The organism is Streptomyces sp. NPDC058650 (genome assembly GCF_042717315.1).
Taxonomy (GTDB): domain Bacteria; phylum Actinomycetota; class Actinomycetes; order Streptomycetales; family Streptomycetaceae; genus Streptomyces.
Genome location: NZ_JBHXRL010000005.1, coordinates 360357 through 385339 on the forward strand (window position 1 = coordinate 360357; position 24983 = coordinate 385339).

16 protein-coding genes are annotated in these 24983 nt (G+C 74.1%); 12 read left to right on the forward strand and 4 right to left on the reverse strand.

Annotated elements, in window-relative coordinates:
* Positions 1-91 precede the first annotated feature (91 nt).
* The 5 genes from ACFWWU_RS11910 (at position 92) to moeZ (ending at position 6620) form a co-directional block, all read left to right on the forward strand.
* Entirely contained in the window at positions 92-1738 is a 1647-nt protein-coding gene (locus ACFWWU_RS11910; protein ID WP_384142722.1) for a glycosyltransferase, read from the forward strand.
* A 13-nt stretch (positions 1739-1751) separates the two neighbouring features.
* Positions 1752-3494 carry a hypothetical protein gene (locus ACFWWU_RS11915; RefSeq protein WP_384142725.1) on the forward strand — a complete coding sequence of 581 codons (1743 nt, stop codon included), beginning with the start codon at positions 1752-1754 and terminating at the stop codon, positions 3492-3494.
* Positions 3495-3684: 190 nt separating this feature from the next.
* The gene (locus tag ACFWWU_RS11920; RefSeq protein ID WP_384142728.1) at positions 3685-4656 is read left to right on the forward strand and encodes an NAD-dependent epimerase/dehydratase family protein; all 972 of its coding nucleotides are present in this window, start codon (positions 3685-3687) and stop codon (positions 4654-4656) included.
* Positions 4644-5378, forward strand: a complete 735-nt coding sequence (locus tag ACFWWU_RS11925) for a spherulation-specific family 4 protein (protein WP_384142731.1) — start codon at positions 4644-4646, stop codon at positions 5376-5378. The genes ACFWWU_RS11920 and ACFWWU_RS11925 overlap by 13 nt, the downstream gene beginning before the upstream one ends.
* 63 nt (positions 5379-5441) lie before the next feature.
* Positions 5442-6620 (forward strand): adenylyltransferase/sulfurtransferase MoeZ, encoded by a 1179-nt coding sequence (moeZ, locus tag ACFWWU_RS11930; protein WP_384142734.1) that lies wholly within the window; start codon positions 5442-5444, stop codon positions 6618-6620.
* Between the two features lie 85 nt (positions 6621-6705).
* Here moeZ and ACFWWU_RS11935 read toward each other — a convergent pair whose 3' ends face one another.
* The 3 genes from ACFWWU_RS11935 to ACFWWU_RS11945 form a co-directional block, all read right to left on the reverse strand.
* Positions 6706-8271, reverse strand: coding sequence for an alpha/beta hydrolase (locus ACFWWU_RS11935; RefSeq protein ID WP_384142737.1), 1566 nt, complete (start codon positions 8269-8271; stop codon positions 6706-6708).
* Between the two features lie 44 nt (positions 8272-8315).
* Positions 8316-9890, reverse strand: a complete 1575-nt coding sequence (locus tag ACFWWU_RS11940) for an alpha/beta hydrolase (protein ID WP_384142740.1) — start codon at positions 9888-9890, stop codon at positions 8316-8318.
* Between the two features lie 70 nt (positions 9891-9960).
* The gene (locus ACFWWU_RS11945) at positions 9961-12615 is read right to left on the reverse strand and encodes a flippase-like domain-containing protein (RefSeq protein ID WP_384142743.1); all 2655 of its coding nucleotides are present in this window, start codon (positions 12613-12615) and stop codon (positions 9961-9963) included.
* 168 nt (positions 12616-12783) lie between these two features.
* Here ACFWWU_RS11945 and ACFWWU_RS11950 point away from each other — a divergent pair, with 168 nt between their 5' ends.
* From ACFWWU_RS11950 to nudC, 7 genes are all read left to right on the forward strand, one after another.
* A complete protein-coding gene (locus tag ACFWWU_RS11950) occupies positions 12784-13149 on the forward strand; it encodes an MGMT family protein (RefSeq protein ID WP_384142746.1) in 366 nt (121 codons plus the stop codon).
* A gap of 224 nt (positions 13150-13373) precedes the next feature.
* Positions 13374-16802 carry an ATP-dependent helicase gene (locus ACFWWU_RS11955; protein WP_384142749.1) on the forward strand — a complete coding sequence of 1143 codons (3429 nt, stop codon included), beginning with the start codon at positions 13374-13376 and terminating at the stop codon, positions 16800-16802.
* A gap of 165 nt (positions 16803-16967) precedes the next feature.
* Positions 16968-17723, forward strand: a complete 756-nt coding sequence (locus tag ACFWWU_RS11960; protein WP_384142752.1) for a hypothetical protein — start codon at positions 16968-16970, stop codon at positions 17721-17723.
* A gap of 110 nt (positions 17724-17833) precedes the next feature.
* The gene (locus tag ACFWWU_RS11965; protein ID WP_384142755.1) at positions 17834-18736 is read left to right on the forward strand and encodes a hypothetical protein; all 903 of its coding nucleotides are present in this window, start codon (positions 17834-17836) and stop codon (positions 18734-18736) included.
* Positions 18737-18841: 105 nt separating this feature from the next.
* Positions 18842-22222 carry a UvrD-helicase domain-containing protein gene (locus ACFWWU_RS11970; protein WP_384142758.1) on the forward strand — a complete coding sequence of 1127 codons (3381 nt, stop codon included), beginning with the start codon at positions 18842-18844 and terminating at the stop codon, positions 22220-22222.
* Between the two features lie 10 nt (positions 22223-22232).
* A complete protein-coding gene (locus ACFWWU_RS11975) occupies positions 22233-23663 on the forward strand; it encodes a dipeptidase (protein WP_384142761.1) in 1431 nt (476 codons plus the stop codon).
* 35 nt (positions 23664-23698) lie between these two features.
* Positions 23699-24655, forward strand: coding sequence for an NAD(+) diphosphatase (nudC, locus tag ACFWWU_RS11980; protein WP_384142764.1), 957 nt, complete (start codon positions 23699-23701; stop codon positions 24653-24655).
* A gap of 56 nt (positions 24656-24711) precedes the next feature.
* Here the strand turns inward: nudC and ACFWWU_RS11985 are convergent, their stop codons facing one another.
* The gene (locus ACFWWU_RS11985; protein WP_384142767.1) at positions 24712-24969 is read right to left on the reverse strand and encodes a mycoredoxin; all 258 of its coding nucleotides are present in this window, start codon (positions 24967-24969) and stop codon (positions 24712-24714) included.
* Positions 24970-24983: the final 14 nt, after the last annotated feature.

Sequence of the window (24983 nt, forward strand, 5' to 3'; positions counted from 1 at the left end):
ATCGCGCCACCGGTATCTCCGCTTACGTTCTTCCCGCTGCGAGTCGCCGGACCAACGGTGGCCGACGTCAAGGGAGATCGGGGGTGCACTCGTGCGGATCGGACTGCTCACGGAGGGTGGCTACCCGTACGTCACCGGTGAGGCCGGACTCTGGTGCGAACGGCTCGTACAGGGGCTCGGGCAGCACCAGTTCGACGTCTACGCCCTCGGCCCCACCGGCACCACGGCCCCGCTCCCCCCGAACGCCCGGACCGTCCGCACGGGCGACGTGAGCGGCCCTGACATCGACACCACCCCGGGGAGCCGCGTCGAGCGGGCCGCCTTCGGAGACGACCGCGCCTCCCGCCGCGCCTACGGACGGCGCGAGCGCCGCCGTTTCACCGAGGGCTTCCACGCCCTCGCCACCGGCCTCTGCGCCGAACACGACGAGACCTCCTTCGCCACCGGGCTCCACGCCCTCGCCGACCTCGCCCGCGAGCGCGGCGGACTGCCCGGCGCGCTCCGCTCCGACGACGCCGTCCGCGCCCTCGAAGCCGCCTGCCGCGCCCCCGGCGCACGCCGGACCGCGGCGGCGGCCGACCTCCCCGACCACCTCGCCTTCGTCGACCACCTGGAGCGCGCCCTGCGCCCGCTCTCCCTCGACTGGTACGAGGAGGACGCGCTCGGCGCCGTCGACGTCTGCCACGCCACCGCCGGCGGCACGACCGCGCTCCCCGGACTCCTGGCCAAACGCTTCTTCGGGACGCCGCTCCTCGTCACCGAATACGGCGTCCAGCTCCGCGCCCACTACCTCTCGCCGGCCGTCGCCGACCGCTCCGCCCCCCTGCGCGGCCTCCTCGCCGCCCTCCACGGCCGGCTCGCCGCCGAGACCTACGGTCAGGCCGCGCTCCTCACCCCCGGCAACGCCCACGCCCGCCGCTGGCAGGAGAGGTGCGGCGCCGACCGCGCCCGGATCCGCACCGTCCATCCCGGCCTGGCCTCCGACCGCTTCGCCGAGGTCGGCGAGGACGAGGAGAGCGGCGACCCGACCACCCTCGTCTGGGTCGGCCGCGTCGAACCCGCCAAGGACCTCGTCGCCCTGCTGCACGCCTTCGCCGAGATCCGGGCCCGGCAGCCCGACGTCCGGCTGCGGATCGTCGCCGTGCCGACCGGCGAGCCCGCCGCCGACGCGTACCTCACGCACTGCAAGGGGTTCGCGGCGCAGCTCTTCCCCGACGAGGCCCCGGGGGCGCACGCCGTCGGCGAGAACCCCGTCACCTTCGAGGAGCTCGGCGGACCCGAGGCACCCACCCTGGAGGAGACGTACGCCTCCGCCGCGGTCGTCGTCCTCTCCAGCGTCGTCGAGGGCTTCCCGACCAGCCTCGTCGAGGCGATGTTCTGCGCCCGCGCCACCGTCTCGACCGACGTCGGCGCGGTCGTCGAGGTCATCGGCGGCACCGGCCTCGTCGTCCCGCCGCGCAACCCGCGCGCGCTCGCCGACGCGTGCCTCGCGCTGCTCCGGGAGCCCGAGCGCCGCTACCGGCTGGGCGCCGCGGCCCGCGCCCGCGCGCTCGAACTCTTCACCGTCGAACAGAACCTCGCCGCGTTCCGCGGCATCTACCTGGAGCTTCTCTCCCACGCGCCGGTGCGCCACCGCTCCGGGGACGGCGTGCCCTTCGCCCACCCGGCCGAGGCCCACGTGCCCGGCAGCTGGACGCACCAGGCCGTGACCGCGGGCACAGGAGCCCCCGATGCCTGAAGGAGGCACCCCCATGCGCGGCCCCGCCGCCCCCACGAGCCCCGGAGCCTGGGACGCCCGCTCCGAAGCACTCCTCGGCACCCCGGCCCTGACCGCGGACGGCACCGAGGCGAGGGACCTCCCGCCGGAGGCGCCGGACGGGCCGGACGGGCCGGAGGCCGTGGACACCGCGCCGTCCGGGATAGCCCCGTCCGCCGCACCGGCTCCCGCAGGCGCCGACCCCTTCGACGCCCCGGAGCGCGGTCTCGCCTGGATGGCCGCGACGAAGGCACCCACCTCGCCAGACGAACCGGAGGCGCTCGCCTCGCCGACCCTGGTGGGGGAGCTGTCCCCGGCCGAGGAGTCATCCCTGGCGGACACGCCCGCGACTCCGGCGGAGGCGCCCGCCCCGGCGGGCACACTCGCCCCGGTGGCGGGGCTCGCCTCGGTGGACCCGCTCGCGCCGGTGGCGGGGCTCGACTCGGTGGACGCGCTCGCGCCGGTGGCGGGGCTCGCCTCGGTGGCAGGGCTAGCCTCGGCAGATCCGCTCGCCCCGGCGGACCCGCTCGCCTCGGCGGACCCGCCCGCCCTGCCGGAAGGGCCTGCCCCGGTGGACGCTCTCGCCGCCACCACCACCGCCACCACCGCCACCACCGCCGACCGGGCCGGCGCCGTCGGTCCCGGGGCGGTCGAGGGGGCGGGTGCGCCCGCGCCTGGCGCCTCGGTCTCGGCTCCCCGGCCGCGGCGCGGCAACGCCGATCCCGTCAAGGTGCTCATGCACCGGCACCGGGAGCTGTGCGAGCGGGCCGTCGACCCGCTGGAGATCGCCGCCGGGCTCGAAGCGCAGGGGTTCACCGACCGGACCGCCGCCCGCTTCCGGCACCGGGACGTCTTCGCGCTCGCCGAGGAGCTGTACGTGCGCGTGCCGCGCGGCACCGGCACGCCCCCGGCCCCGGCGTCGGTCGAGCGGGCCCGCGCCGACTGGGTGCTCGCCGCCCTCGCGCCCGGCGCCGCCGCCGCGCTCGCCGGGCTCGGGCTCGCCCTCACCCAGGGGTCCGTCCGCCTCGCCGTCGGCGCCGCCGGAGCCGTCGCGCTCACCGGCGCGCTCCTCCTCGCCGTCCGGCGCGGACCGCTCCGCGCCCCCGGCGGCCGGACCGTGCCCGCCGCCCGCCTCTGGACCGTCTGGCTCCTCGCGTACGCGCTCGCCGGCGACGGGCTCCTGGCGCAGGTGCTGACGGGCGGCCCCGACGGGCCCTGGGACCTCGCCCCCGGCCCCCTCCTGGCCCTCGCCCTCGCCGTCGCCCCCGCCGCCTGGGGCGCCCACGTCTTCGCGAGCCGGGCCCGCCGGCGGATCGCCGACAGCCGGGGACTCGCGGACTTCGCCGCCGGAGCCCGACCGCTGCTCCTCGGCACCGTGACGCTCCAGCTCCTCGCGCTCACCGCCCTCCTGGCGCTCACCGGATTCAGCCCGGGGGCCTTCACCCTCGGCGCGCTCCTGCTGCTCGCCCGGCTCCTCACCGTCCACGGCTTCCCCGAGACGGCCTCCGCCGCGCTCGCCGCCGCCTGCGCCGCCGAGGCCCTCGCCCTCGCGAGCGTCCTCGCCGCCCGTATCCCCGTCCCCGGCTTCGACGCGCTCGCCGCCCCCGTGCGCGCCCTAACCGACGCCGCGGGACCCGGGGCCGTACCCACCCTCGTCTGCGGCACCGCCGCGCTCGGCCTGCTGGCCCACGCGACCGGCGCCCTCGCCCGGGCCTCCGCCCATACAGCCACCCCGTGAGAACCCGAGCGAAGGCCTGGCGACCACCGCAACCACCACCCCGCCGACCTCCCGCCGAGACACCTTCTCGCACCCGCGGAGCCGACGCCGCGGGCGTGCCCCGTCACCTCTCTCATCACCCCGCAAGGAGACCGAAGACCATGACCCCTCAACCCCAAGCACCGGCCGGTCGGCACGAAGGGGCCGCGCGATGAGGGTGCTACTGCTCGGAGCCAATGGCTTCATCGGCCGCTTCGTCGCCGACCGGCTGCTCGCCGACCCGGCCGTCCACCTCACCGCCCTCGGCCGCGGCGACGACGCCGACGTGCGTTTCGACCTCGCCTCCGGCAGCCCGGGCGCGCTGACCCGCTTCCTCGACGCCGTCCACCCCGGGGTCGTCGTCAACTGCGCGGGCGCCACCCGCGGCGGCGCCCGCGAGCTGATCCGGCACAACACCATCGCCGTCGCCACCGTCTGCGAGGCCCTGCGCCGCAGCGGCTGTGGCGCCCGGCTCGTACAGGTCGGCTGCGCCTCGGAGTACGGGCCGAGCCAGCCCGGCGCCTCCACGGCCGAGGACGCCGTGCCCCGCCCCGGCGGCCCGTACGGGGTGTCCAAGCTGGCCGCGACCGAACTCGTCCTCGGCTCCGGCCTCGACGCCGTCGTCCTGCGGGTGTTCTCGCCCGTCGGACCCGGCACCCCCGCCGGCTCCCCGCTCGGCCGCCTCGCCGAGGCGATGCGCCGCGCGATGCAGGCCGGGGACGGCGAGCTCAAGCTCAGCGGACTCGGCGTGCAGCGGGACTTCGTCGACGTACGGGACGTGGCCAGGGCCGTCCACGCGGCCTCGCTCTCCGCCGCCCAGGGCGTCGTCAACATCGGCACCGGCCGCGCGGTCCGGCTCCGCGACGCCGCCGCCGTGCTCGCCCGGGTCGCCGGCTACACCGGCAACCTCCACGAGCTGGACGCCCCGCACGGCATGCCGCAGCGCCCGATGATCGGCGCACCCCGCACCGAGGGGACCATCGCCGACCAGCTCGCCGCCGCCCCCTACCCGTACCCCGACGGCTGCGGCCCCTGGCAGCAGGCCGACGTCCGCACCGCCCGCGACCGGCTCGGCTGGCGGCCCCGGATCAACCTGGAGGAGTCGCTCGCCGACATCTGGATGGAGGCGGCGTGCCGCATCTGACGACGCCCACCGCCACGGCGCTGGGGGTGGGCGTCCCCGGCTACGCCCACCCGCTGCTCGCCCCCGTCGAGTGGGCCGAGCTGACCCGCCCCGGGACCCCGCTGCACTGGGCCGTGCTCAACGTCGCGGACGGCCCGGGGAGCCGTCCCGACCCGCACTGCCTGGAGGCCGCCGGGAAGCTCCGTAACGCCGGGGTCCGGGTCCTCGGGCACCTGGACCTCGCCTACGGTTCCCGGCCCTTCGGGGAGCTGGTCTCGGACGCCCACCGCTTCCTCGACTGGTACAAGGCGGACGGCTTCTACCTGGATCGCGCCCCCTCGGACCGGGCCGACCTGTCCGGGACGCGGCGGCTCACGGCCACCCTGGAGGCCGTCCTCGGCGGCGAGGCGCACCTCGTCCTCGGGCACGGCACCCACCCCCACCCGGGGTACGCGGAGACCGCCGACCAGCTGGTCACCTTCTCCGGCGCCTGGACGGACTACCGCTGGTCACAGGTGGCGGAGTGGACCGCCGACTACGCGGAGGCGAAGTTCGTCCACCTCGTGCACGGGGTCCCGCGCACGCACCTCGACGAGGCGCTGCGGGTCGCCCGCTGGCAGGGGGCCGGGACGATCTTCTTCACCGACCGGGCGGGAGGTCGGGGACAAAGCACGCCATTCCACTCGCTGCCCGGCTACTGGGACGAAATCGTCTCGCGGATCGGACCGGGTGTCTCGGAATGAGGAGGGGCGTGGCAGTGTTACGGGGAGAACAACCGTACTGACATACCGACAACCGGAGTCCCCGTGTCGCTGCCACCCCTGGTCGAGCCGGCTGCCGAGCTCACCGTAGACGAGGTCCGCAGGTACTCCCGCCACCTGATCATCCCGGACGTCGGGATGGACGGGCAGAAGCGGCTGAAGAACGCCAAGGTGCTGTGTGTCGGCGCCGGCGGCCTCGGCTCGCCGGCGCTGATGTACCTGGCCGCCGCCGGCGTGGGCACGCTCGGCATCGTGGAGTTCGACGAGGTCGACGAGTCGAACCTCCAGCGTCAGATCATCCACAGCCAGGCCGACATCGGCCGCTCCAAGGCCGCCTCGGCGCGCGACAGCGTGCTCGGCATCAACCCGTACGTGAACGTGATCCTTCACGAGGAGCGGCTCGAAGCCGACAACGTGATGGAGATCTTCGGCCAGTACGACCTGATCGTCGACGGCACGGACAACTTCGCCACGCGCTACCTGGTGAACGACGCCTGCGTGCTGCTGAACAAGCCGTACGTCTGGGGTTCGATCTACCGCTTCGACGGCCAGGCCTCGGTCTTCTGGTCCGAGTACGGCCCCTGCTACCGCTGCCTCTACCCGGAGCCCCCGCCGCCGGGCATGGTCCCGTCCTGCGCCGAGGGCGGCGTCCTGGGCGTGCTGTGCGCGTCCATCGGCTCCATCCAGGTCACCGAGGCCATCAAGGTGCTCGCCGGCGTGGGCGACCCGCTGGTCGGCCGCCTGATGATCTACGACGCCCTGGAGATGCAGTACCGCCAGGTCAAGGTCCGCAAGGACCCGGACTGCGCGATCTGCGGCGAGAACCCCACCGTCACCGAGCTCATCGACTACGAGGCCTTCTGCGGCGTCGTGTCCGAGGAGGCCCAGGAGGCGGCGCTCGGCTCGACGATCACTCCCAAGCAGCTCAAGGAGTGGATCGACGAGGGCGAGAACATCGACATCATCGATGTCCGTGAGGTCAACGAGTACGAGATCGTCTCGATCCCCGGCGCGCGCCTCATCCCGAAGGGCGAGTTCCTGATGGGCACCGCCCTCCAGGACCTGCCGCAGGACAAGCGGATCGTCCTGCACTGCAAGACGGGTGTCCGCAGTGCGGAAGTCCTCGCGGTGCTCAAGTCCGCGGGCTTCGCCGACGCGGTGCACGTCGGCGGCGGCGTGATCGGCTGGGTCCACCAGATCGAGCCCGAGAAGCCGGTCTACTAGACGGATCACGGTCCTCGGATCACGGATCACGGATCATAGGGAAGGGCCCGGAACCTCGTCATGAGGTCCGGGCCCTTCCCCGTGCTCACCCGCAGGTCGTGCCGTACGCCGGGACCGTGCCCTTCAGGAAGTACGCGTCGACCGTCCGCGTCACGCACGGCGAGGTGCCGTAGGCGCCGTGGCCCTCGCCCTTGTTCGTGACCAGGACGCCGACGCCGTCCCCGAGCTCCTTCGCCATCTTCTCCGCGCCCTCGTACGGGGTCGCCGGGTCGCCGGTCGTGCCGACGACGAGGATCGGGGCAGCGCCCGGGGCGCTCGCCTCCGGGGTCGTCCGCTCGCCCTTCACCGGCCAGTTCGCGCACCAGCCGGCCGTGTCCCAGGCGAGGAGCGCCCCGAAGACGGGGGAGAGCCCGCGGAACTCGGGGAGCAGCGCCTTCGCCTGCGCGGCGGTCGGGCGCTCGCTGGAGTCGGCGCAGGAGATCGCCCGCTGGGAGTGCGACTGGGTCGCGTAGTGGCCCTTCGCGTCACGGTCGTTGTAGTAGTCGGCGAGTTCGAGGAGAGCGCCGCCGCGACCCTGCTCGGCCTCGGCCAGGGCCCGGGTGAGCAGGGGCCAGTTCGACTGCCCGTACAGCGTGACCGCGATGCCCGTGAGCGCGAGGCCCTCGGTCAGCCGGCGGTCGCCGACGGTCAGCGGCTCATTGTCCAGCTTCCGCAGCAGGCGCGCGATCCGCTCCGCCCCGGCCTTCGGGTCCTCGCCGGTGCTCTTCAGGTAGTTGTCCAGGGCCCGCTGGAAGCCGACCGTCTGGTGGCGGGCGTGCCCGGTGGTGTCGGCGGTCGGGTCGACGACCGCGTCGAAGACGAGCCGCCCCACGTTCGCGGGGAAGAGGTGGGCGTACGTGCCGCCGAGCTGGGTCCCGTACGACATGCCGAAGTAGTGGAGCTTGTCGTCCCCGAGGACCTGCCGGACCAGGTCCAGGTCGCGGGCGGTGGCGGTGGTCGTGGTGTGCGGGAGGACCGTGGCGGAGCGGCGGGCACAGCCGGCGCCGAAGGCGGTGCTGTCCTTGAGGTACGCGGCCTCCTCGGCGGCCGTGTCCGGGGTGAGGTCCACCGAGGCCTCGGCGGCGGCCTGTTCGGCGTCGTCCCGGCAGACCACGCCGGCGCTGCGGCCCACGCCCCGCGGGTCGAAGCCGACGAGGTCGTAGCGCTCGCCCAGCTTCGCGTACTCCTCGGCCGCCTGCGGCAGGATCTCGACGCCGGAGGCGCCGGGGCCGCCGAAGTTGAAGAGGAGCGAGCCGATTCGGCCGCCCTTGTCGCCGGCCTCCTTGCGGATCAGCGCGACGGGGGTCGTGGCGCCTTCGGGCTTCGCGTGGTCGAGCGGGACCTCGACCGTCGCGCAGCGCCACTCGGGGCCGGGCCGCCGGCCGTTCTCCGGGGCCTCGCAGCGCTTCCAGCCGAGGCGCTGGCCGGTGAGGGAGGCGGGGAGCTCGGGGAGCTCGGCGGCCGTGGAGGGTTTGGCGTCGGTGGTCGGCGGCGGTGTCGGGGTGGTGGCGGACGGGGCCGCCGTCGTGGGCCCGCCGTTCCCGCCGCTCGTACAGCCCGCCACGAGCAGCCCGGTCACGGCGAGCACCGTCATGCGTACACGTATGGACATGCGTTCCCCCAGGATCCCGGCAAGGCGGCCATCCTAGGGGCGCGTCACTTGCAGACGGTCCCGGAGGCCGGCAGCTTGCCGTCCAGGAGGTACGCGTCCACGGCCTTCTTCACGCACGCGTTGCCGCCGTTGTAGGCGCCGTGGCCCTCGCCCTCGTACGTCAGCTCGATGCCGACGCCCTTGCCGAGCGCGTTCACCATCGCGCGCGTGCCCTCGTACGGCGTGGCCGGGTCCCCGGTGGTGCCGATGACCATGATCGGGGCCGAACCGGACGCGGAGACGTCCGGGTGCTCCCAGACGCCCGGCACCGGCCACTGCGAGCAGCTCGCGAGCGCCCAGCCCATGAAGTCGCCGAAGACGGGGGAGGCCTCGCGGAACTCGCCGAGCCGCTCCTTCGCCTGGCCGAGGGTGTAGCGCTCCTTGAAGTCCACGCAGTTGATGGCGGCGTTGGCGGCCTGGATGTTGCTGTAGGTGCCGTTCTGGCCGCGCCCGTTCAGCGAGTCGGAGAGCGAGAGGAGCAGCGCGCCGTCGCCGCCGTCGGCCGCGTCGAGCCCCTGCTCCAGATAGGGCCAGAACTCCTTCGAGTACAGGGACTGCACGATGCCGTTGGTGGCCTGCGTCTGGGTCAGCTCGCGGTCGCCGATGCCCGGGATCGGCTTCGCGTCGAGCGCGGCCAGGAGGTCGGTGATGGAGGACTCGACCTCGGCGACGCTCGAGCCGGGCAGGGTGCACTCGTCGCCGCGGTCCACGCAGTCCTGGGCGAAGTTGTCGAGGGCGAGCTGGAAGCCCTTCGCCTGGGCGAGAGCGCCTTCCTCGACGCCCGCGTCGGGGTCGACGACGGCGTCCAGGACGGCCCGGCCCACGTTCTCCGGGAAGAGATGGGCGTAGACGCCGCCGAGTTCCGTGCCGTACGAGATGCCGAAGTAGTGGAGCTTGTCGTCGCCGAGGACCTGGCGCATCAGGTCCAAGTCCCGGGCGGCGTTCTCGGTGCCGACGTGCGGCAGGGCCGGCCCCGATTCCCTCTCGCACCCGGCCGCGTACGTCTTCTGCGCGTCCGACAGGGTCCGCTCCTCGGCCGCGTCGTCGGGCGTGAAGTCCAGGGCGTAGTACGCGTCGAGCTCCTTGTCGGACGCGCACTCGACGGGTTCGCTGCGGCCCACCCCGCGCGGGTCGAAGGAGACGAGGTCGTAGCGGGAGCGGAGGGACTCGTACTCGTTGGCGAAGCCCGGCAGGCCGGTGATGCCGGAGCCGCCGGGCCCGCCGAAGTTGAAGACGAGTGAGCCGATGCGGTTTTCGCGGTCGCGGGCCTTGGCCCGGATGAGGGCCAGCTCGATGGTCTCGCCGGCCGGCGCCGACCAGTCCAGTGGTGCCTGGAGGAACGAGCACTCCCAGGTGGTGCCGCCGGGGAGCGGCGAGGGCGCGGTCCCGCCGCCCTCGGCGGCGGACGGCGGCGGGCAGGGGGCCCAGGCCAGTTTCTGCTCCGTCAGCGCCGAGAGTCCGGCCGAGCCGGTCGGCTGCGTCGTGTCGGCCGTGTCGTCCGCCCCGTCCGAGCACCCGGCGGCGAGCAGCACGGTCGTGGCGGTGATCAGGGCGGCGCGCTGGGCGGCGGAGATCGGCATAGGCCCATCGTGGGCCGCCGTCCGGGCCGCCGCGCGGGGCGGAGGTCCGGACGGGTGGCGGGCCTCCTCGCTACAGCGCCTCGCGTTTCGTCAGCCAGTTGAAGCAGATCCAGCCGGGGAGCACCGGGAGCCACAGGGTCAGCAGGCGGTACAGCAGCACCGCGGGCGTGGCGACCTCGATGGGAAGACCGACGGCGACCAGGCCGGCGATGAGCGCACCCTCGACCGCGCCGACACCACCCGGGGTCGGCGCCGCCGAACCGATCGCGTTGCCCGCGAGGAACACGACGGCCACGCTCGCGTAGCTGACCGTGTCGTTGCCGTGGCCGAAGGCCCGGATCGAGGCGTCCAGGCAGAACACGAACGCACCGGTCAGGAGCAGCATCCCGCTGATGCCGGTCAGCAGCTTCATGGGCCGCTGGAGCACGTCCAGCATGCGCGGCACCACACCGGCGAAGAGCGACCGCAGCCGCGTCGACACGAACTTGCGCATGAACGGGATGGCGGTCACCACCAGGACGATCACCGCGACCGTCAGCAGTCCGGCGATGACCGTCCTCGACGGGCTGAACGACTGCGTCTTCTCCGTACCCGTCAGATAGCCGAAGAGGAGCAGTAGCAGGATGTGCGCCCCGAGCCCGAAGAGCTGCGAGGCGCCGACGCTCGCCACCGCGAGCACGGGCCGTACGCCCGAGCGCTGGAGGAAGCGGGTGTTCAGGGCGACGCCGCCGACCGCCGCGGGGGCGACGATCTTCACGAACGAGCCGGCGACCTGCGCCACCACCGTCCGCCAGAACCCGACGCGCTCCGGGACGAAGCCCAGCAGGCTCATCGCCGCCGCCAGGTAGCTGACCGCCGAGAACACGACCGCCGCCGCCACCCACCGCCAGTCCGCCTCGCTGATCGTCGACAGCGGCGTACGGGCGATCTGCGACAGCAGGAAGTACGCGGCGACCGCGCCCGCGATCATGCTGACCAGCGTCCGCGGCTTGATCCGCTCCAGGCGGACCGGCTCCACCGGCGCCTGCGGACGGATCAGCAGCACCTGCTGCCGGATCTGCGCGAGCAGGTCCTCCTCACGGGCCTCGTCGAGCGCCGTGTCGAGGGCCCGCTTCTCGGCCTTCCGCTCCGCCTTCTTCTCGGCCTTCGTCTCGGACCGTACGGCGGTCTTGTCCGCCGTCCTGCCCGCCGCGGCCTCCGCCTTCGCCAGCTCCCGCTCGCGCTTGGCCGCCTCGGAGTCCGCGAGCACGCCCTCGCGCTCGCGGTGCGACCGCTCCCGCGCCAGTCTCCGCAGCGTCGCGCGCGTGGAGCGGCTCAGCGCGATCGGCTGGAGCAGCGGCATGCAGTCGGCGACGCTGTCCGGGCCGAGGACCTCCACGGCCGCCGCGACCGACCGCTCCGCCCCGACCCGCAGGCCGAGGGTGGTGAGCAGCTGTGCGATGTCCATCCGCAGGATCAGGTCCCCGGCCGCGATGTCGCCGCCCCGCAGGTCGGTCAGGAACACCCTGCCGGAACGATCCACCAGAATCGCGTCGCCCGCGAGCCTGCGGTGGGCGATCCGGCGCGACTGGAGCGCCCGCACCTGCCGCCAGGCGCCCCGAACCAGCTCGTCGGTGATCTCGTGGTCGTCGAGCGAGTCCAGGCTCCGGCCGCCGATGTGCTCGTACACGAGCATCACGGCGTCCGGGCCGAGCTCCGAGGTGGCGATCAGCTTCGGCGCGTTCGCCCCGGCGGCGATGGCCGCGTAGGCGAGGAGCGCCTCCTGCTCCAGGGCCTGGCGCAGCGAGACGATCGACCGGCGGGTGGTGATCGTCCGCAGCGTGATCCGCCGCCACATCCGGTAGAAGAAGCCGTGGGCCTGCTGCTCGCGGTCGACGACGGTGACGTCGAGCGGCGCACCCTCCTCCAGGGTCACGATGTACCGGCGGCCCCGGTCACCGATGTCCGACGCGTCCGGCACACCCTCGGCGCGCAGCGCCGTCACGGGGCGGAAACCGACCCGGCGCAGGCCGGCGAGGAGGGTCTGGCCGGTGGGCCGGACGTTCGGGGAGCCGACCGCGTACAGCGTGCCGTAGGCCACCGTCCAGCCGATCAGGATGGTCAGGATGATCGAGAGCGCCGTGGTGTAGCCGGCCATCAGCATCGTGAACGCGTCGAGCAGCAGCACCGCCCAGAGCGACACCCGCCAGCGGGGTCTTCGGGCCATGCCGACGGCGGTCATGTACGCGATGACCGGGGCGAGGTAGTTGTGCACCGGATCGGTGAGCCCGCCGCCGGACTGCGGCTGGGTCAGCGCGTCCTGGATGGTGCCGGGCGCGCCCTGGGCGACCCAGAGATCGGTGGCGAGGGTGACGCCGTGCGCGAGGACGGCGGCGAGGACGCCGTCGGCGATGCGCAGTCCGTCCCGTTTGATCAGGCGCTCGATGGCGAAGGCGACCGGGACCAGCAGGACGGCGATGGAGGAGACGAGACCGGCGATCTTGACGAAGATGGCGGGGGCGCCGCCGGCCCCCTTGTTGATGTCCTCTTCGAGGCCCGACGTCGTGGCGTGCGCGAAGGCGGCGACGGCGATGACGAGGCCGATGACGAGGAGACCGGCGAGCAGCCGCATCAGGTCGGAGGGACGGTGGACGCGGGCCGCGAGCAGGGGCTCGTCCCCGGAGACCCGCTCGGGCAGGCCGGCCTCGCCCTCCTCGGGAGGCTGCGTGTCCTGCCCCATCACCATGTCCGTCTCTGCATGTGCGTCGTGTCGTTCCCGCTCTTGTTCTTGTTCTCGTTCTTGTTCTTGTATTTGTCGCTCTTGATCTCGTATCACCAGTCACCGCCCGGACGATGGTGGCACGAAGAGCCGCCGCGCGGAGGCATCAGGGCCATGTCGGTGGGGTGAGGCAGGATGAGACGGATGAGCGTGGAGGAACCCGTGGGGGAGACCGGAGAACTGCCCGAGTACGCGGAGCGGGTGCTCGACGTCGCCGACGGGATCCCGCCCGGCCGGGTGATGACCTATGGCGACGTGGCCGAATGGCTGGGCGAGGGAGGGCCGCGTCAGGTCGGCCGTGTGATGGCCCTGTACGGCGGGACGGCGCCGTGGTGGCGTGTGGTCCGCGCGGACGGGACGCTGCTCCCCGGGCACGAGCTGCGGGCCCTCGGCCACTACCGCGAGGAGGGCACCCCGCTGCGCGAGGCGGGCCGGGCGGCCGAGGGACACGTACCGAGGATCGACATGCGGCGGGCCCGCTGGGACGGAACTCACACCTGAGGCCGGAGCCCCGGGGGGTACGGACCGTCCGGGCCCGCTGGAGCGGACGCGGTACGGCGTACGGCGCCGACGCCGGCACGGGGGACGGCTCGGGATCCGGGACGGAGTACGGCTCGGCGGCGGTCCGTTTCGCGTAACGTCGACGTTCGCGTCTTCCGCGGCGACGGCCGCCGCGCATGGGCGCCTCACCCGCACCACCACATCCCCCAGGACCGGCGAACCACGTGAGCTCCTCCTCCACCACCCGGCACACGCCGCACCAGGGACAGCCGTACCCGGGTCCGGGCCGGCAGCGGACCCCGGGCGCGTACCGACTGGTGCGTACCGCGCCGGCCCCGCTGGATCCCCCTCAGCTGGACGCAGCCCAGCGGGAAGTGGTTGACCACACCGGCGGACCGCTCCTCGTCCTCGCGGGACCCGGCACCGGAAAGACGACGACGCTGGTCGAGGCGGTCGCGACCCGGATGGAGCGGGGCGCCGACCCCGAGCGGCTCCTCGTCCTCACCTTCAGCCGCAAGGCCGCCGTCGAACTCCGCGACCGGATGGCCACCCGGCTCGGCGGCAGGCGCCCGCCGCAGGCGACGACCTTCCACTCGTACTGCTACGCCCTGATCCGCGCCCACCAGGACGCCGAGCTCTTCGCCGAACCGCTGCGGCTGCTCTCGGGGCCCGAGCAGGACCTCGCCGTGCGCGAGCTGCTCGCCGGCCAGATCGACCTGGAGAAGGCCGGTCTCGGGCGGGTCGGCTGGCCCGACGAACTCCGCGCCTGCCTCACCACCCGCGGCTTCGCCGACGAGGTGCGGGCGGTCCTCGCGCGCTCGCGCGAGCTGGGCCTCGGACCGGACGCGCTCGCCCGCTTCGCCGAGCGCGTCGGGCGCCCGGACTGGAAGGCGGCGGCCGGCTTCCTCGCCGAGTACCTCGACGTCCTCGACCTCCAGGGCGTCCTCGACTACACGGAGCTCGTCCACCGGGCCGTCCTGCTCGCCGGGAGCGCCACGCTGCCCGCGTACGACGCGGTGTACGTCGACGAGTACCAGGACACCGACCCGGCGCAGGTCCGGCTCCTGCACGCCCTCGCGGGCGGCGGACGGAGCACGGTCGTCGCCTTCGGCGACCCGGACCAGTCCATCTACGCCTTCCGGGGCGCCGACGTGAACGGCATCCTCGACTTCCCGGCCGCTTTCGGCGGCAACGACGTGCGCGTCCTGCGCACCTCGCGCCGCGCGGGCGCGGAGCTGCTCGGGGCGACCCGGCTGCTCACCCAGCGGATGCCGCTGACCCGCCTCCCCGCCGCCAAGGTCCGGGCGCACCGCGAGCTCGCGGCGGCGCGGGACGGGGGCCGGGCGGAGGCGTACACGTACCCGACGGCCTCGGCGGAGGCCGAGAACATCGCCGACCTGCTGCGCCGGGCGCACCTGGAGGACGGCGTCCCCTGGCAGGACATGGCCGTCCTCACCCGCGCCGCCGCCGCGCTCCCGTCCCTCCGCCGGGCGCTCACCTCGGCGGGCGTCCCGGTGGAGACGGACGCCGCGGACACCCCACTCCGCCACGAACCCGCCGTGGCCCCCCTGCTGCTCGCCCTCCGGGCGGTCGCGAGGCCGGGGGGCGCGTCCTCGGAGAGCCCCGCCGCGGGCGGGCCCGGGGACGAGGCCTCGCCCGTCGACACCGCGCAGGCGCCCTCGGACACCGCCGCCGACACAGCCGCCGCCGCCGACTCCGCTGCCGACACCGCCGACACAGCCGCCGACGCCGCCGACTCCGACGCCGCCGACTCCGCAGGCTGGCTCGGCGTCGAGACCGCGCTCGAACTGCTCGCCTCCCCCCTCGCCGGCGTCGACCCCGCCGACCTGCGCCGCCTGGGCCGTGCCCTACGGGACGAGGAGCGGGCCGGTGGGAACAAGGTCCCGCCCCCCTCCGACGTCCTGCTGGCCCGCGCGCTCGCCGAGCCCGAGCGGCTCGTCGCCCACGACCCCTCGTACGCCCGCGGCGCCCGCCGCCTCGGCGAGCTCCTCCGCGAGACCCGTACCCTCCTGGGCGCCGGCGGCACCGCCGAGGAGGCCCTCTGGGTCCTCTGGAACGGCACCCCCTGGCCGGGGCGGCTGGAGCGCGCCGCCCTGCGCGGCGGGCCCGCCGGACGCAACGCCGACCGGGACCTCGACGCCGTCTGCGCCCTCTTCGAGACCGCCGCCCGCGCCGAGGAGCGCGTCGGCGGCCGCGGTGTCCTCAACTTCCTCGAAGAGCTCGACGCCCAGGACATCGCCGCCGACACCCTCACCCGCCGCCACACCCGCCCCGACGCCGTCCGCCTCATGACCGCCCACCGTTCCAAGGGCCTCGAATGGGGATTCGTCGTCGTCGCCGGCGTCCAGGAAGGCCTCTGGCCGGACCTGCGCCGCCGCGGCTCCCTCCTCGAAGCCGACCGCATCGGCCGCGACGGCCTCGCCGAGCCCCTCACCCCGGGCGCCCTCCTCGCCGAGGAGCGCCGCCTGTTCTACGTGGCCGCCACCCGCGCCCGCGACCGTCTCGTCGTCACCGCCGTGAAGGCACCGGCGGAGGACGGCGACCAGCCCTCCCGCTTCCTCACCGAGTTCGGGGTCGAGCCGACGGAGGTGCCCGGCCGCCCCCGCCGCCCCCTCGCCGTCTCCGCCCTGGTCGCCGAGCTCCGGGCGACGACCGTCGACCCGGCCGCCTCGCCCGAGCTCCGCGACGCCGCCGCCCACCGCCTGGCCTCCCTCGCCGCGCTCGCCGACGAGGACGGCCAGCCGCTGGTGCCCGCCGCGCACCCGGACCGCTGGTGGGGCCTGTTCGAGCCGACGCACAGCACGGTGCCGCTGCGCGACCGCGACCTGCCCGTCGCCCTCTCGCCGAGCGCCCTGGAGAACCTCGCCACCACCTGCTCCCTCCAGTGGTTCCTGGGCCGCGAGGTCAAGGCCGCCGCCCCCGCCACCGCCGCCCAGGGCTTCGGCAACGTCGTGCACGTCCTCGCCGACGAGGTCGCCTCCGGCCGCACCCCGGCCGACCTCGACGTCCTCATGGCCCGCCTGGACTCCGTCTGGGACGCCCTCGCCTTCGACGCCCCCTGGAAGTCGGCCCAGGAGAAGGCCCACGCGCGTGTGGCGCTCGAACGCTTCCTGCAGTGGCACGTCATGGACCGCGGCGGCCGCACCCCCGCCGCCTCCGAGCACGGCTTCGACGTGACCCTGGCGGCGGGGGAGTACGAGGTCCGCATCCGCGGCTCCATGGACCGCGTCGAGACCGACGAGCACGGCCGCGCCTACGTCGTCGACTTCAAGACCGGCAAGGCGGCCCCCACCCGGGACGAGGTCGCCCACCACCCGCAGCTCGCCGTCTACCAGCTCGCGGTCCGGGAAGGAGCCCTCGACGAGGTCTTCGACGGGCACCGGCCGGAGCCGGGCGGCGCCGAGCTCGTACAGCTGCGGCAGGCCGCCCCGAAGAAGGAGGGCGGGGACGCCCTGCCGAAGGTCCAGGCCCAGGAACCGCTGGAAGGGGAGTGGGTCGGCGACCTGCTCGCCACCGCCGCGGGCCGCGTCCTCGACGAGCGCTTCACGCCCACCACCGGCCAGCACTGCGCGAACTGCGCCTTCCGCGCCTCCTGCAGCGCCCAGCCGGAGGGCCGCCAGATCGTCGAGTGACGAGTCGCCGGGACGAGTCGCCGTGACGAGTCGAGTGACACGCTGTGCGGAGAGTCACGTTCCGTTCCGTGCATCCTTTGTTCGCCTTCGCACGTCACTCTTCACGGCGTCCCACATAAGGGCGCTGTGAAGACAAGCTGTGAACGAACGCTGAGGAGTACGCGGATGAAGGCCAATCGGAAGCTCTGGGTTGCGGCGACGGTCTGTGTGGCCGTGGTCGCGGGTGTCACGGGCTGTTCCCAGGGCGACGACAAGGCCGACCCCTTCGCGGGACTCACGGCCGACGCCATCGCCGACAAGGCCGTCGAGACCACGAAGGCGGCCACCGCCTTCCACATGAACGGCAAGGGCACGACGGACGGGCAGGAGATGACGGTCGACTTCTCCGTCGACGACAAGGGCTCCTGCAAGGGTTCGATGCAGGCGGCCGGCAAGGGCGGCAAGGCCGAGCTGATCGGCACCGGCGGCGTCAGCTACATGAAGGGCGACGATGCCTTCTGGAGCTCCACCGCCGGCGAGGAGGGCGGCTCGTCGGAGGAGGCGGGCGCCATGTCCGCGCTGCTCAAGGGCCGCTGGATGAAGATGCCGGCCGGCGACGAAGGCCCCGACGCCTTCTGCGACCTCAAGACCATCGTCAAGGACATGGACGAGGACACGCCGCGCAAGGGCCTGACCCGCGGCGCCGACGCCGACGTCGACGGCGCGCCCGCCGCCACCCTCACGAAGAAGGGCACGAAGGGCGAGACCACGACCTTCTACGTGGCCAAGGACTCCGCCAAGCCGTACATCCTCCGGGTCGTGGAGGCCGGCGGCAAGGAGCCCGGCACGGTCACCTTCAGCGAGTACGACAAGCCGGTCACCGTCACCGCGCCCCCGGCCGACCAGGTCGTCGACATGGCGGAGCTCGCCGGCGCCTCCTGACCCACCGGCCCCACCCGCCCCACCCGCCCCGCCCGGTCGCGGGCACGCGCGTGTGGGGCGACCCTGGTGGACAAGGGGCGGGGACTCGGGGAATCCGCGAGGAGGCTCGCATGGCGTCCCACCGAAAACTCCGCGCAGCGGCGGTCGTGTGTGCCGCCGCCGCCCTCGCGGGTCCCGCGTCGGCGGCGGCCTGGGCGGCGCCCCCGGCGGTGGGCCAGCCCTTGGCGGTGGTCCAGGGCGCGGCGGTGGTCCAGGCCCCGGCGGCGGGCCAGGCCCCGGCGTTGATCCAGGCCCCGGCCCCAGCGCCGTCCCCCGACCCCTTCGAGAATCTCACCCCCGACGAGATCGGCGAGCGGGCGGTCACCGCCACCCAGTCCGCGACCTCGCTCCGTATGGCGGGCCGGGTCACCGCCGACGGGGAGTCGCTCGACATCGACTTCGCCCTCAACGACCGCGACGAATGCACCGGCGTGATGGTGATCGACGGCGGCACCGCCGAGCTGCGCCGCGTCGACGACATCACGTACATGAAGGGCGACGAGACGTTCTGGCGCGTCTCCATGGACTCCCAGGGGATGCCCGAGGCGCAGATCGACGCCACGATCGAGCTCCTCAAGGGCCGCTGGCTGAAGATCGCCCCGGGCCAGGCGGGCAGCAACGACCTCGGCGGCATCTGCGACCTGAAAGGCCTCCTCGCCTCCCTGGACGAGGAAAAGGCGGAGCCCGGAGGTCTGGTCCGGGGGCCCGACGGCGAGGTGGACGGCACCCCGGTCGCGACGCTCGTGAAGAAGGAGACCGGGGAAGAGACCGGCACGGAGACGTCCGAGCCGGAGACGACCACCGTCTCCGTCTCCCAGGAGGGCGAGCCCTACATCCTCAAGATGGTCAAGACGGGCGGCGAGGAACCGGGCTCCATGACATTCTCCGACTTCGACGAACCGGTCGACGTGGCCGTCCCGCCCGCCGCCGAGACGGTGGACCTGTCGAAGCTTGAGCAGGGCACACCCGTGTGATCCGGGTGTGAGCCGGGCGCGGGAGCCAGGGGAGGGCATGGGTGCGTGCCTTGGTGAGGGCCGGGCCGGGCCGCACTGTCAGTCGGTCGCGTTAGCCTCTTTGAGGTGACCGCACACCTCACCGACCCCGAGCAGCTCAAGGAGCTCCTCGGCATCCCGTTCACCCCGGAGCAGACGGCCTGCATCACCGCGCCGCTCGCCCCGCAGGTCGTCGTGGCCGGAGCCGGCTCGGGCAAGACGACGGTGATGGCCGCCCGCGTGGTCTGGCTGGTCGGTACGGGACAGGTCGCCCCGGAGCAGGTCCTCGGTCTCACCTTCACCAACAAGGCCGCGGGCGAACTCGCCGAGCGCGTCCGCACCGCCCTCGTCCGCGCCGGGGTCACCGACCCCGACGTCATCGACCCGGACGAGCCCCCCGGCGAGCCCCGCATCTCCACGTACCACGCCTTCGCCGGGCAGCTCCTCACCGACCACGGCCTCCGCATCGGCCTGGAGCCCACCGCCCGGCTCCTCGCCGACGCCACCCGCTACCAGCTCGCCGCGCGCGTGCTGCGCGAGGCACCCGGCCCGTACCCGGCGCTGACCAAGTCCTTCCCGACCCTCATCACCGACCTCCTCGCCCTCGACGGCGAGCTCGCCGAGCACCTCGTACGGCCCCGGGACCTCACGGCGTACGACTCCGAGCTCCTCACCGCCCTCGCCGGCGCCAAGCTCAGCAACGCCGAGCTGCGCAAGATCCCCGAGGCCACCGCCGCCCGCCGCGAGCTGCTCGACCTCGTCGTCCGCTACCGCGCCGCGAAGCGCTCCCGCGACCTGCTCGACTTCGGCGACCAGATCGCCCTCTCCGCCGAGCTCGCCACCACCCGCCCCGAGGTCGGGGGCCTGCTGCGCGAGGAGTTCCGGGTCGTCCTCCTCGACGAGTACCAGGACACCTCCGTCGCCCAGCGGCTGCTGCTCTCCGGCCTCTTCGGCCAGGGCACCGGACACGCGGTGACCGCCGTCGGCGACCCCTGCCAGGCCATCTACGGCTGGCGCGGCGCCTCCGTCGCCAACCTGGACGACTTCCCCGAGCACTTCCCGCACGGAGACGGCAGCCCCGCGCGCCGCTACTCCCTCTCCGAGAACCGGCGCAGCGGCGGCCGTCTCCTCGACCTCGCCAACCGTCTCGCCGCCCCGCTGCGGGCCATGCACGCGGGCGTGGAGGCGCTGCGCCCCGCGCCGGGCGCGGAGAAGGACGGCAGCGTCCGCATCGCCCTGCTGCCCACCCACGCCGAGGAGATCGACTGGCTCGCCGACTCCCTCGCCCACCTCGTCCGCACCGGCCGCGAGCCCGGCGAGATCGCCGTCCTGTGCCGGACCGCCACCGACTTCCCCGCGATCCACGCCGCCCTCGTCGCCCGGGACGTGCCCGTCGAGGTCGTCGGCCTCTCCGGCCTCCTCCACCTGCCCGAGATCGCCGACCTCGTCGCCGTCTGCGAGGTCCTCCAGGACCCGGGGGCCAACGCCTCCCTCGTCCGCCTCCTCACCGGCCCCCGCTGGCGGATCGGCCCCCGCGACCTGGCCCTCCTCGGCCGCCGCGCCCGCCTCCTCGTCCACCGGGGCGGTGACGACCCCGACCCCGAGCAGCGGCTCGCCGCCGCCGTCGAGGGCGTCGACCCGGCGGAAGTGGTCTCGCTCGCCGACGCGCTCGACACCTTCCTGGACTCCGGTGGCGCCTCCGACGACGGCCTGCCCTTCTCCGCCGAGGCCAGGGTCCGCTTCGCGCGCCTCGCCGCCGAGCTGCGCTCCCTGCGCACCTCGCTCGCCGACCCGCTCATGGACGTGCTGCACCGGATCCTCGGTGCGACCGGCCTGGAGGTCGAGCTCTCGGCCTCCCCGCACGCGCTGGCCGCCCGCCGCCGCGAGACCCTCTCGAACTTCCTGGACATCGCCGCGGGGTTCGCCTCCCTCGACGGCGAGGCGAGCCTGCTCGCCTTCCTCGGCTTCCTGCGCACGGCCGTCCAGTTCGAGAAGGGCCTCGACAACGCCCTCCCGGGCGGCGAGAACACGGTGAAGGTCCTCACCGCCCACAAGTCCAAGGGCCTGGAGTGGGACGTCGTCGCCGCCCCCGGCCTGGTCGCGGGCGCCTTCCCGAGCGCCCGCGCCCGCGAGGCGTGGACGTCCCAGCCCCAGGTGCTCCCGCACGCCCTGCGCGGCGACGCGGACACGCTGCCGGGGATCGACACCTGGGACGCGAAGTCCCTCACGTCGTTCAAGAACGCCATGCGCGACCACCAGCACACGGAGGAGCTCCGCCTCGGCTACGTCACCTTCACGCGCCCCCGCTCCCTCCTCCTCGGCTCGGCCCACTGGTGGGGCCCCTCCCAGAAGAAGCCCCGCGGCCCCTCGGACTTCCTCCAGGCCCTGTACGACCACTGCGAGGCCGGCCACGGCGACATCGAGTCCTGGGCGGAGGCCCCGGAACCCGACGCGGAGAACCCGTCCCTGACGGAGAACACGAAGGACGAGGCCTGGCCACTGCCGCTGGACGGCGAGGCGCTGACGAGGCGCCGCGCCGCGGCGGAGGCCGTGAGGACCAGGCTGCGGGCATACGTTCCGCAGGACGGAACAGACGGGCACAGCCTCCCCAGCGCGGCGCCCGACACCCTGGCCCCCGCCCCCGAGGACCTCTGGCCGGACGAGGACGAACCTGTCTGGGACGAGGAGACCCTCCCGGAGGACACCCACACGGACGCGGTCCCGGCCCCCCGGGAACCCGAGCGCGTACCCACCCTCACCCCGGAGGAGCTCCGCACCATCGCCTCCTGGGACCGCGACCTCACCGCCCTCACCACCGAACTCCGCCGCGCCCGCGCGACCACCCGCGACGTCCTGCTGCCCCCGTACCTGTCCGCCTCCCAGGTGCTCCGCCTCGCCGCCGACCCCGACGGCTTCGCCCAGGACCTGGCCCGCCCCATGCCCACGCCGCCGCAGCCCGCGGCCCGCCGGGGCACCCGCTTCCACGCGTGGGTGGAGTCCCGCTTCGAGGAGCTGCCGCTGCCGTTCCTCGGCCCCGAGGACCTGCCCGGCGGCGAGGACTTCGCGGGGGAGCCCGAGATCCTCGACGAGCGGGACCTCGACGCCCTCAAGGAGGCCTTCGCCCGCACGCCGTACGCCCACCGCTCGCCGTACCGCGTCGAGGTCCCCGTCCACCTCACCCTCGGGGGCCGGGTCGTCCGGGGCCGGATCGACGCCGTCTACCGGGACCGGGACACCGGTGCGTACGAGATCGTCGACTGGAAGACCAGCCACCACCGCACCGCCGACCCCCTCCAGCTCGCGATCTACCGGCTCGCCTGGGCCGAGCAGCACGGCCTCGCGCCCGACGACGTCACGGCCGCCTTCGTCTACGTCCGGACGGGCGAGGTCGCCCGCCCCGCCCGCCTGCCCGGCCGTGCCGAGCTGGAGGCCATCCTGCTGGGTGGGGCACCCTCCGGCGCCGGATAGGCTCGCAGGCATGAGCGAGACCCCGGACAGCGTCGTCCACGCCGTGCGTACGTACATCGAGCAGCACCGCGCCGCCTTCCTCGGCGACCTGGCCGACTGGCTGCGCATCCCCTCCGTGTCGGCGCAGCCGGACCGCGCGGGGGACGTCCGGCGCAGCGCCGAATGGCTCGCCGCGAAGCTCACGGAGACCGGCTTCGCCACGGTCGAGGTGTGGGAGACGGACGGCGCCCCGGCGGTCTTCGCCGAGTGGCCCTCCGGGGACCCGGACGCACCGACGGTCCTCGTCTACGGCCACCACGACGTGCAGCCCGCGGCCCGTGAGGACGGCTGGCACACGGAGCCCTTCGAGCCGACCGTGATCGACGGCCGGATGTACGCGCGGGGCGCCGCCGACGACAAGGGCCAGGTGTTCTTCCACACACTCGGGGTCCGCGCCCACCTCGCCGCCACCGGCCGCACCGCCCCCGCCGTCAACCTGAAGCTGATCGTGGAGGGCGAGGAGGAGTCGGGCTCGCCGCACTTCCGCGAGCTCGTCGAGACCCGCGCCGAGCGGCTCGCCGCCGACGCCGTGATCGTCTCCGACACCGGCATGTGGTCCGAGACGACCCCCACCGTCTGCACGGGGATGCGCGGGGTCGCCGACTGCGAGATCGAGCTGTACGGCCCCGACCAGGACATCCACTCCGGCTCCTTCGGCGGCGCCGTGCCGAACCCGGCCACCGTCGCCGGCCGGATCGTCGCCGCCCTGCACGACGAGACCGAGCGCGTCGCGATCCCGGGGTTCTACGAAGGCGTCACCGAGCTCTCGGACGCCGAGCGCGCCCTCGTCGCCGAGCTCCCGTTCGACGAGGCGGCCTGGCTGCGTACGGCCACGTCCCACGGCACGCTCGGCGAGGCCGGCTTCTCCACCCTGGAGCGGGTCTGGGCCCGCCCCACCGCCGAGGTCAACGGCATCGGCGGCGGCTACCAGGGCCCCGGCGGCAAGACGATCGTCCCCGCGTCCGCCCGGCTCAAGCTGTCGTTCCGGCTCGTCGCCGGCCAGGACCCGGCCAAGATCGAGCTCGCCGTCCGGGACTGGCTCGCCGGGCTCGTCCCCGCCGGCATCCGGTACGAGATCGTCTTCGGCGCCCCGACCCGCCCCTGCCTCACCCCCCTCGACCACCCCGCACTCAAGGCGGTGGCCGGGGCCATGAGCAGGGCCTTCGACGGCGCCAAGGTCCGCTACACCCGCGAGGGCGGTTCGGGGCCGGCCGCCGACCTCCAGGACGTCCTGGAGGCGCCCGTGCTGTTCCTGGGCATCTCCGTCCCGTCCGACGGCTGGCACGCCCCGAACGAGAAGATCGAGCTCGATCTCCTGATGAAGGGCGTCGAGACCACGGCTCACCTGTGGGGCGACCTGCCCGCCGCCCTAGGGCCTGTCCGGCACGCCGCCGGGCGCTGAACCCACACACCGATCCGGGGGAGTTGGAAGCACCTGTGAGCAACCTGAAGCACGCGTCAACGGACCGGCCGGACCGTCCGATCTCGCTGACCGCACCGAGCGGCATCGACCGGGCCGCTCACCACCGCCTCGACGAGGCGTGGCTGGCGGCGGCCTGGAGCCACCCCACGACCCGCGTCTTCGTGGTCTCCGGGGGCCAGGTGCTGATCGACGACCGGACCGACGGCACCACCGAGCTCGTCATGACCCCGGCGTTCGAGGCCCCCGTCACCGAGACCCACCGCTACTTCCTGGGCACGGACGCCGACGGGGTGTCGTACTTCGCGCTCCAGAAGGACTCGCTGCCCGGCCGCATGGACCAGTCCGCCCGGCCCGCGGGGCTGCGCGAGGCCGGGCTGCTGCTCTCGGACCGCGACGCGGGCCTCCTGGTGCACGCCGTGGCCCTGGAGAACTGGCAGCGGCTCCACCGCTTCTGTTCGCGCTGCGGCGACCGCACCGTCATCGCCGCCGCCGGGCACATCCGGCGCTGCCAGGCCTGCGGCGCCGAGCACTACCCGCGTACCGACCCGGCGGTCATCATGCTGGTCACGGACGACCAGGACCGGGCCCTGCTGGGCCGCCAGGTCCACTGGCCGGAGGGCCGCTTCTCGACCCTCGCCGGCTTCGTCGAGCCCGGCGAGTCCATCGAGCAGTCGGTGGCCCGAGAGGTCTTCGAGGAGGCCGGCGTCACGGTCGGCGAGGTCGAGTACGTCGCCAGCCAGCCCTGGCCCTTCCCGTCCAGCCTCATGCTGGGCTTCTTCGCCCGCGCCACCTCCTCGGAGATAGACGTGGACGGCGAGGAGATCCACGAGGCCCGCTGGTTCTCCCGCGAGGACCTCGCGGCCGGTTTCGAGTCCGGCGAGGTGCTGCCCCCGTACGGCATCTCGATCGCCTCCCGCCTGATCGAGCTCTGGTACGGCAAGCCGCTCCCGAAGCCGGGCGACGTGGTCTGAGAGACACGGAACCCCCGGCCGGAGGCCTCTCCGGTCGGGGGTCGTGAGTCGCGGGGTCAGACGCCGAGCGCCTGCTTCACCTGCGCGAGGCTCGGGTTCGTCATGACGACCTCGTCGCCGCCGGCGACGGGAAGGATGCGGACGGTGGGGACGGTCTGGTTGCCCCCGTTGGCCTTCTCGACGTACGCCGCCGACTCCGGGTCCTGCTCGATGTTGATCTCCGAGTACGCGATGCCCTCGCGGTCCATCTGGCTCTTCAGCCGACGGCAGTAGCCGCACCACGTGGTGCTGTACATCGTCACAGTGCCCTGCATGGCCTGGCGCTCCT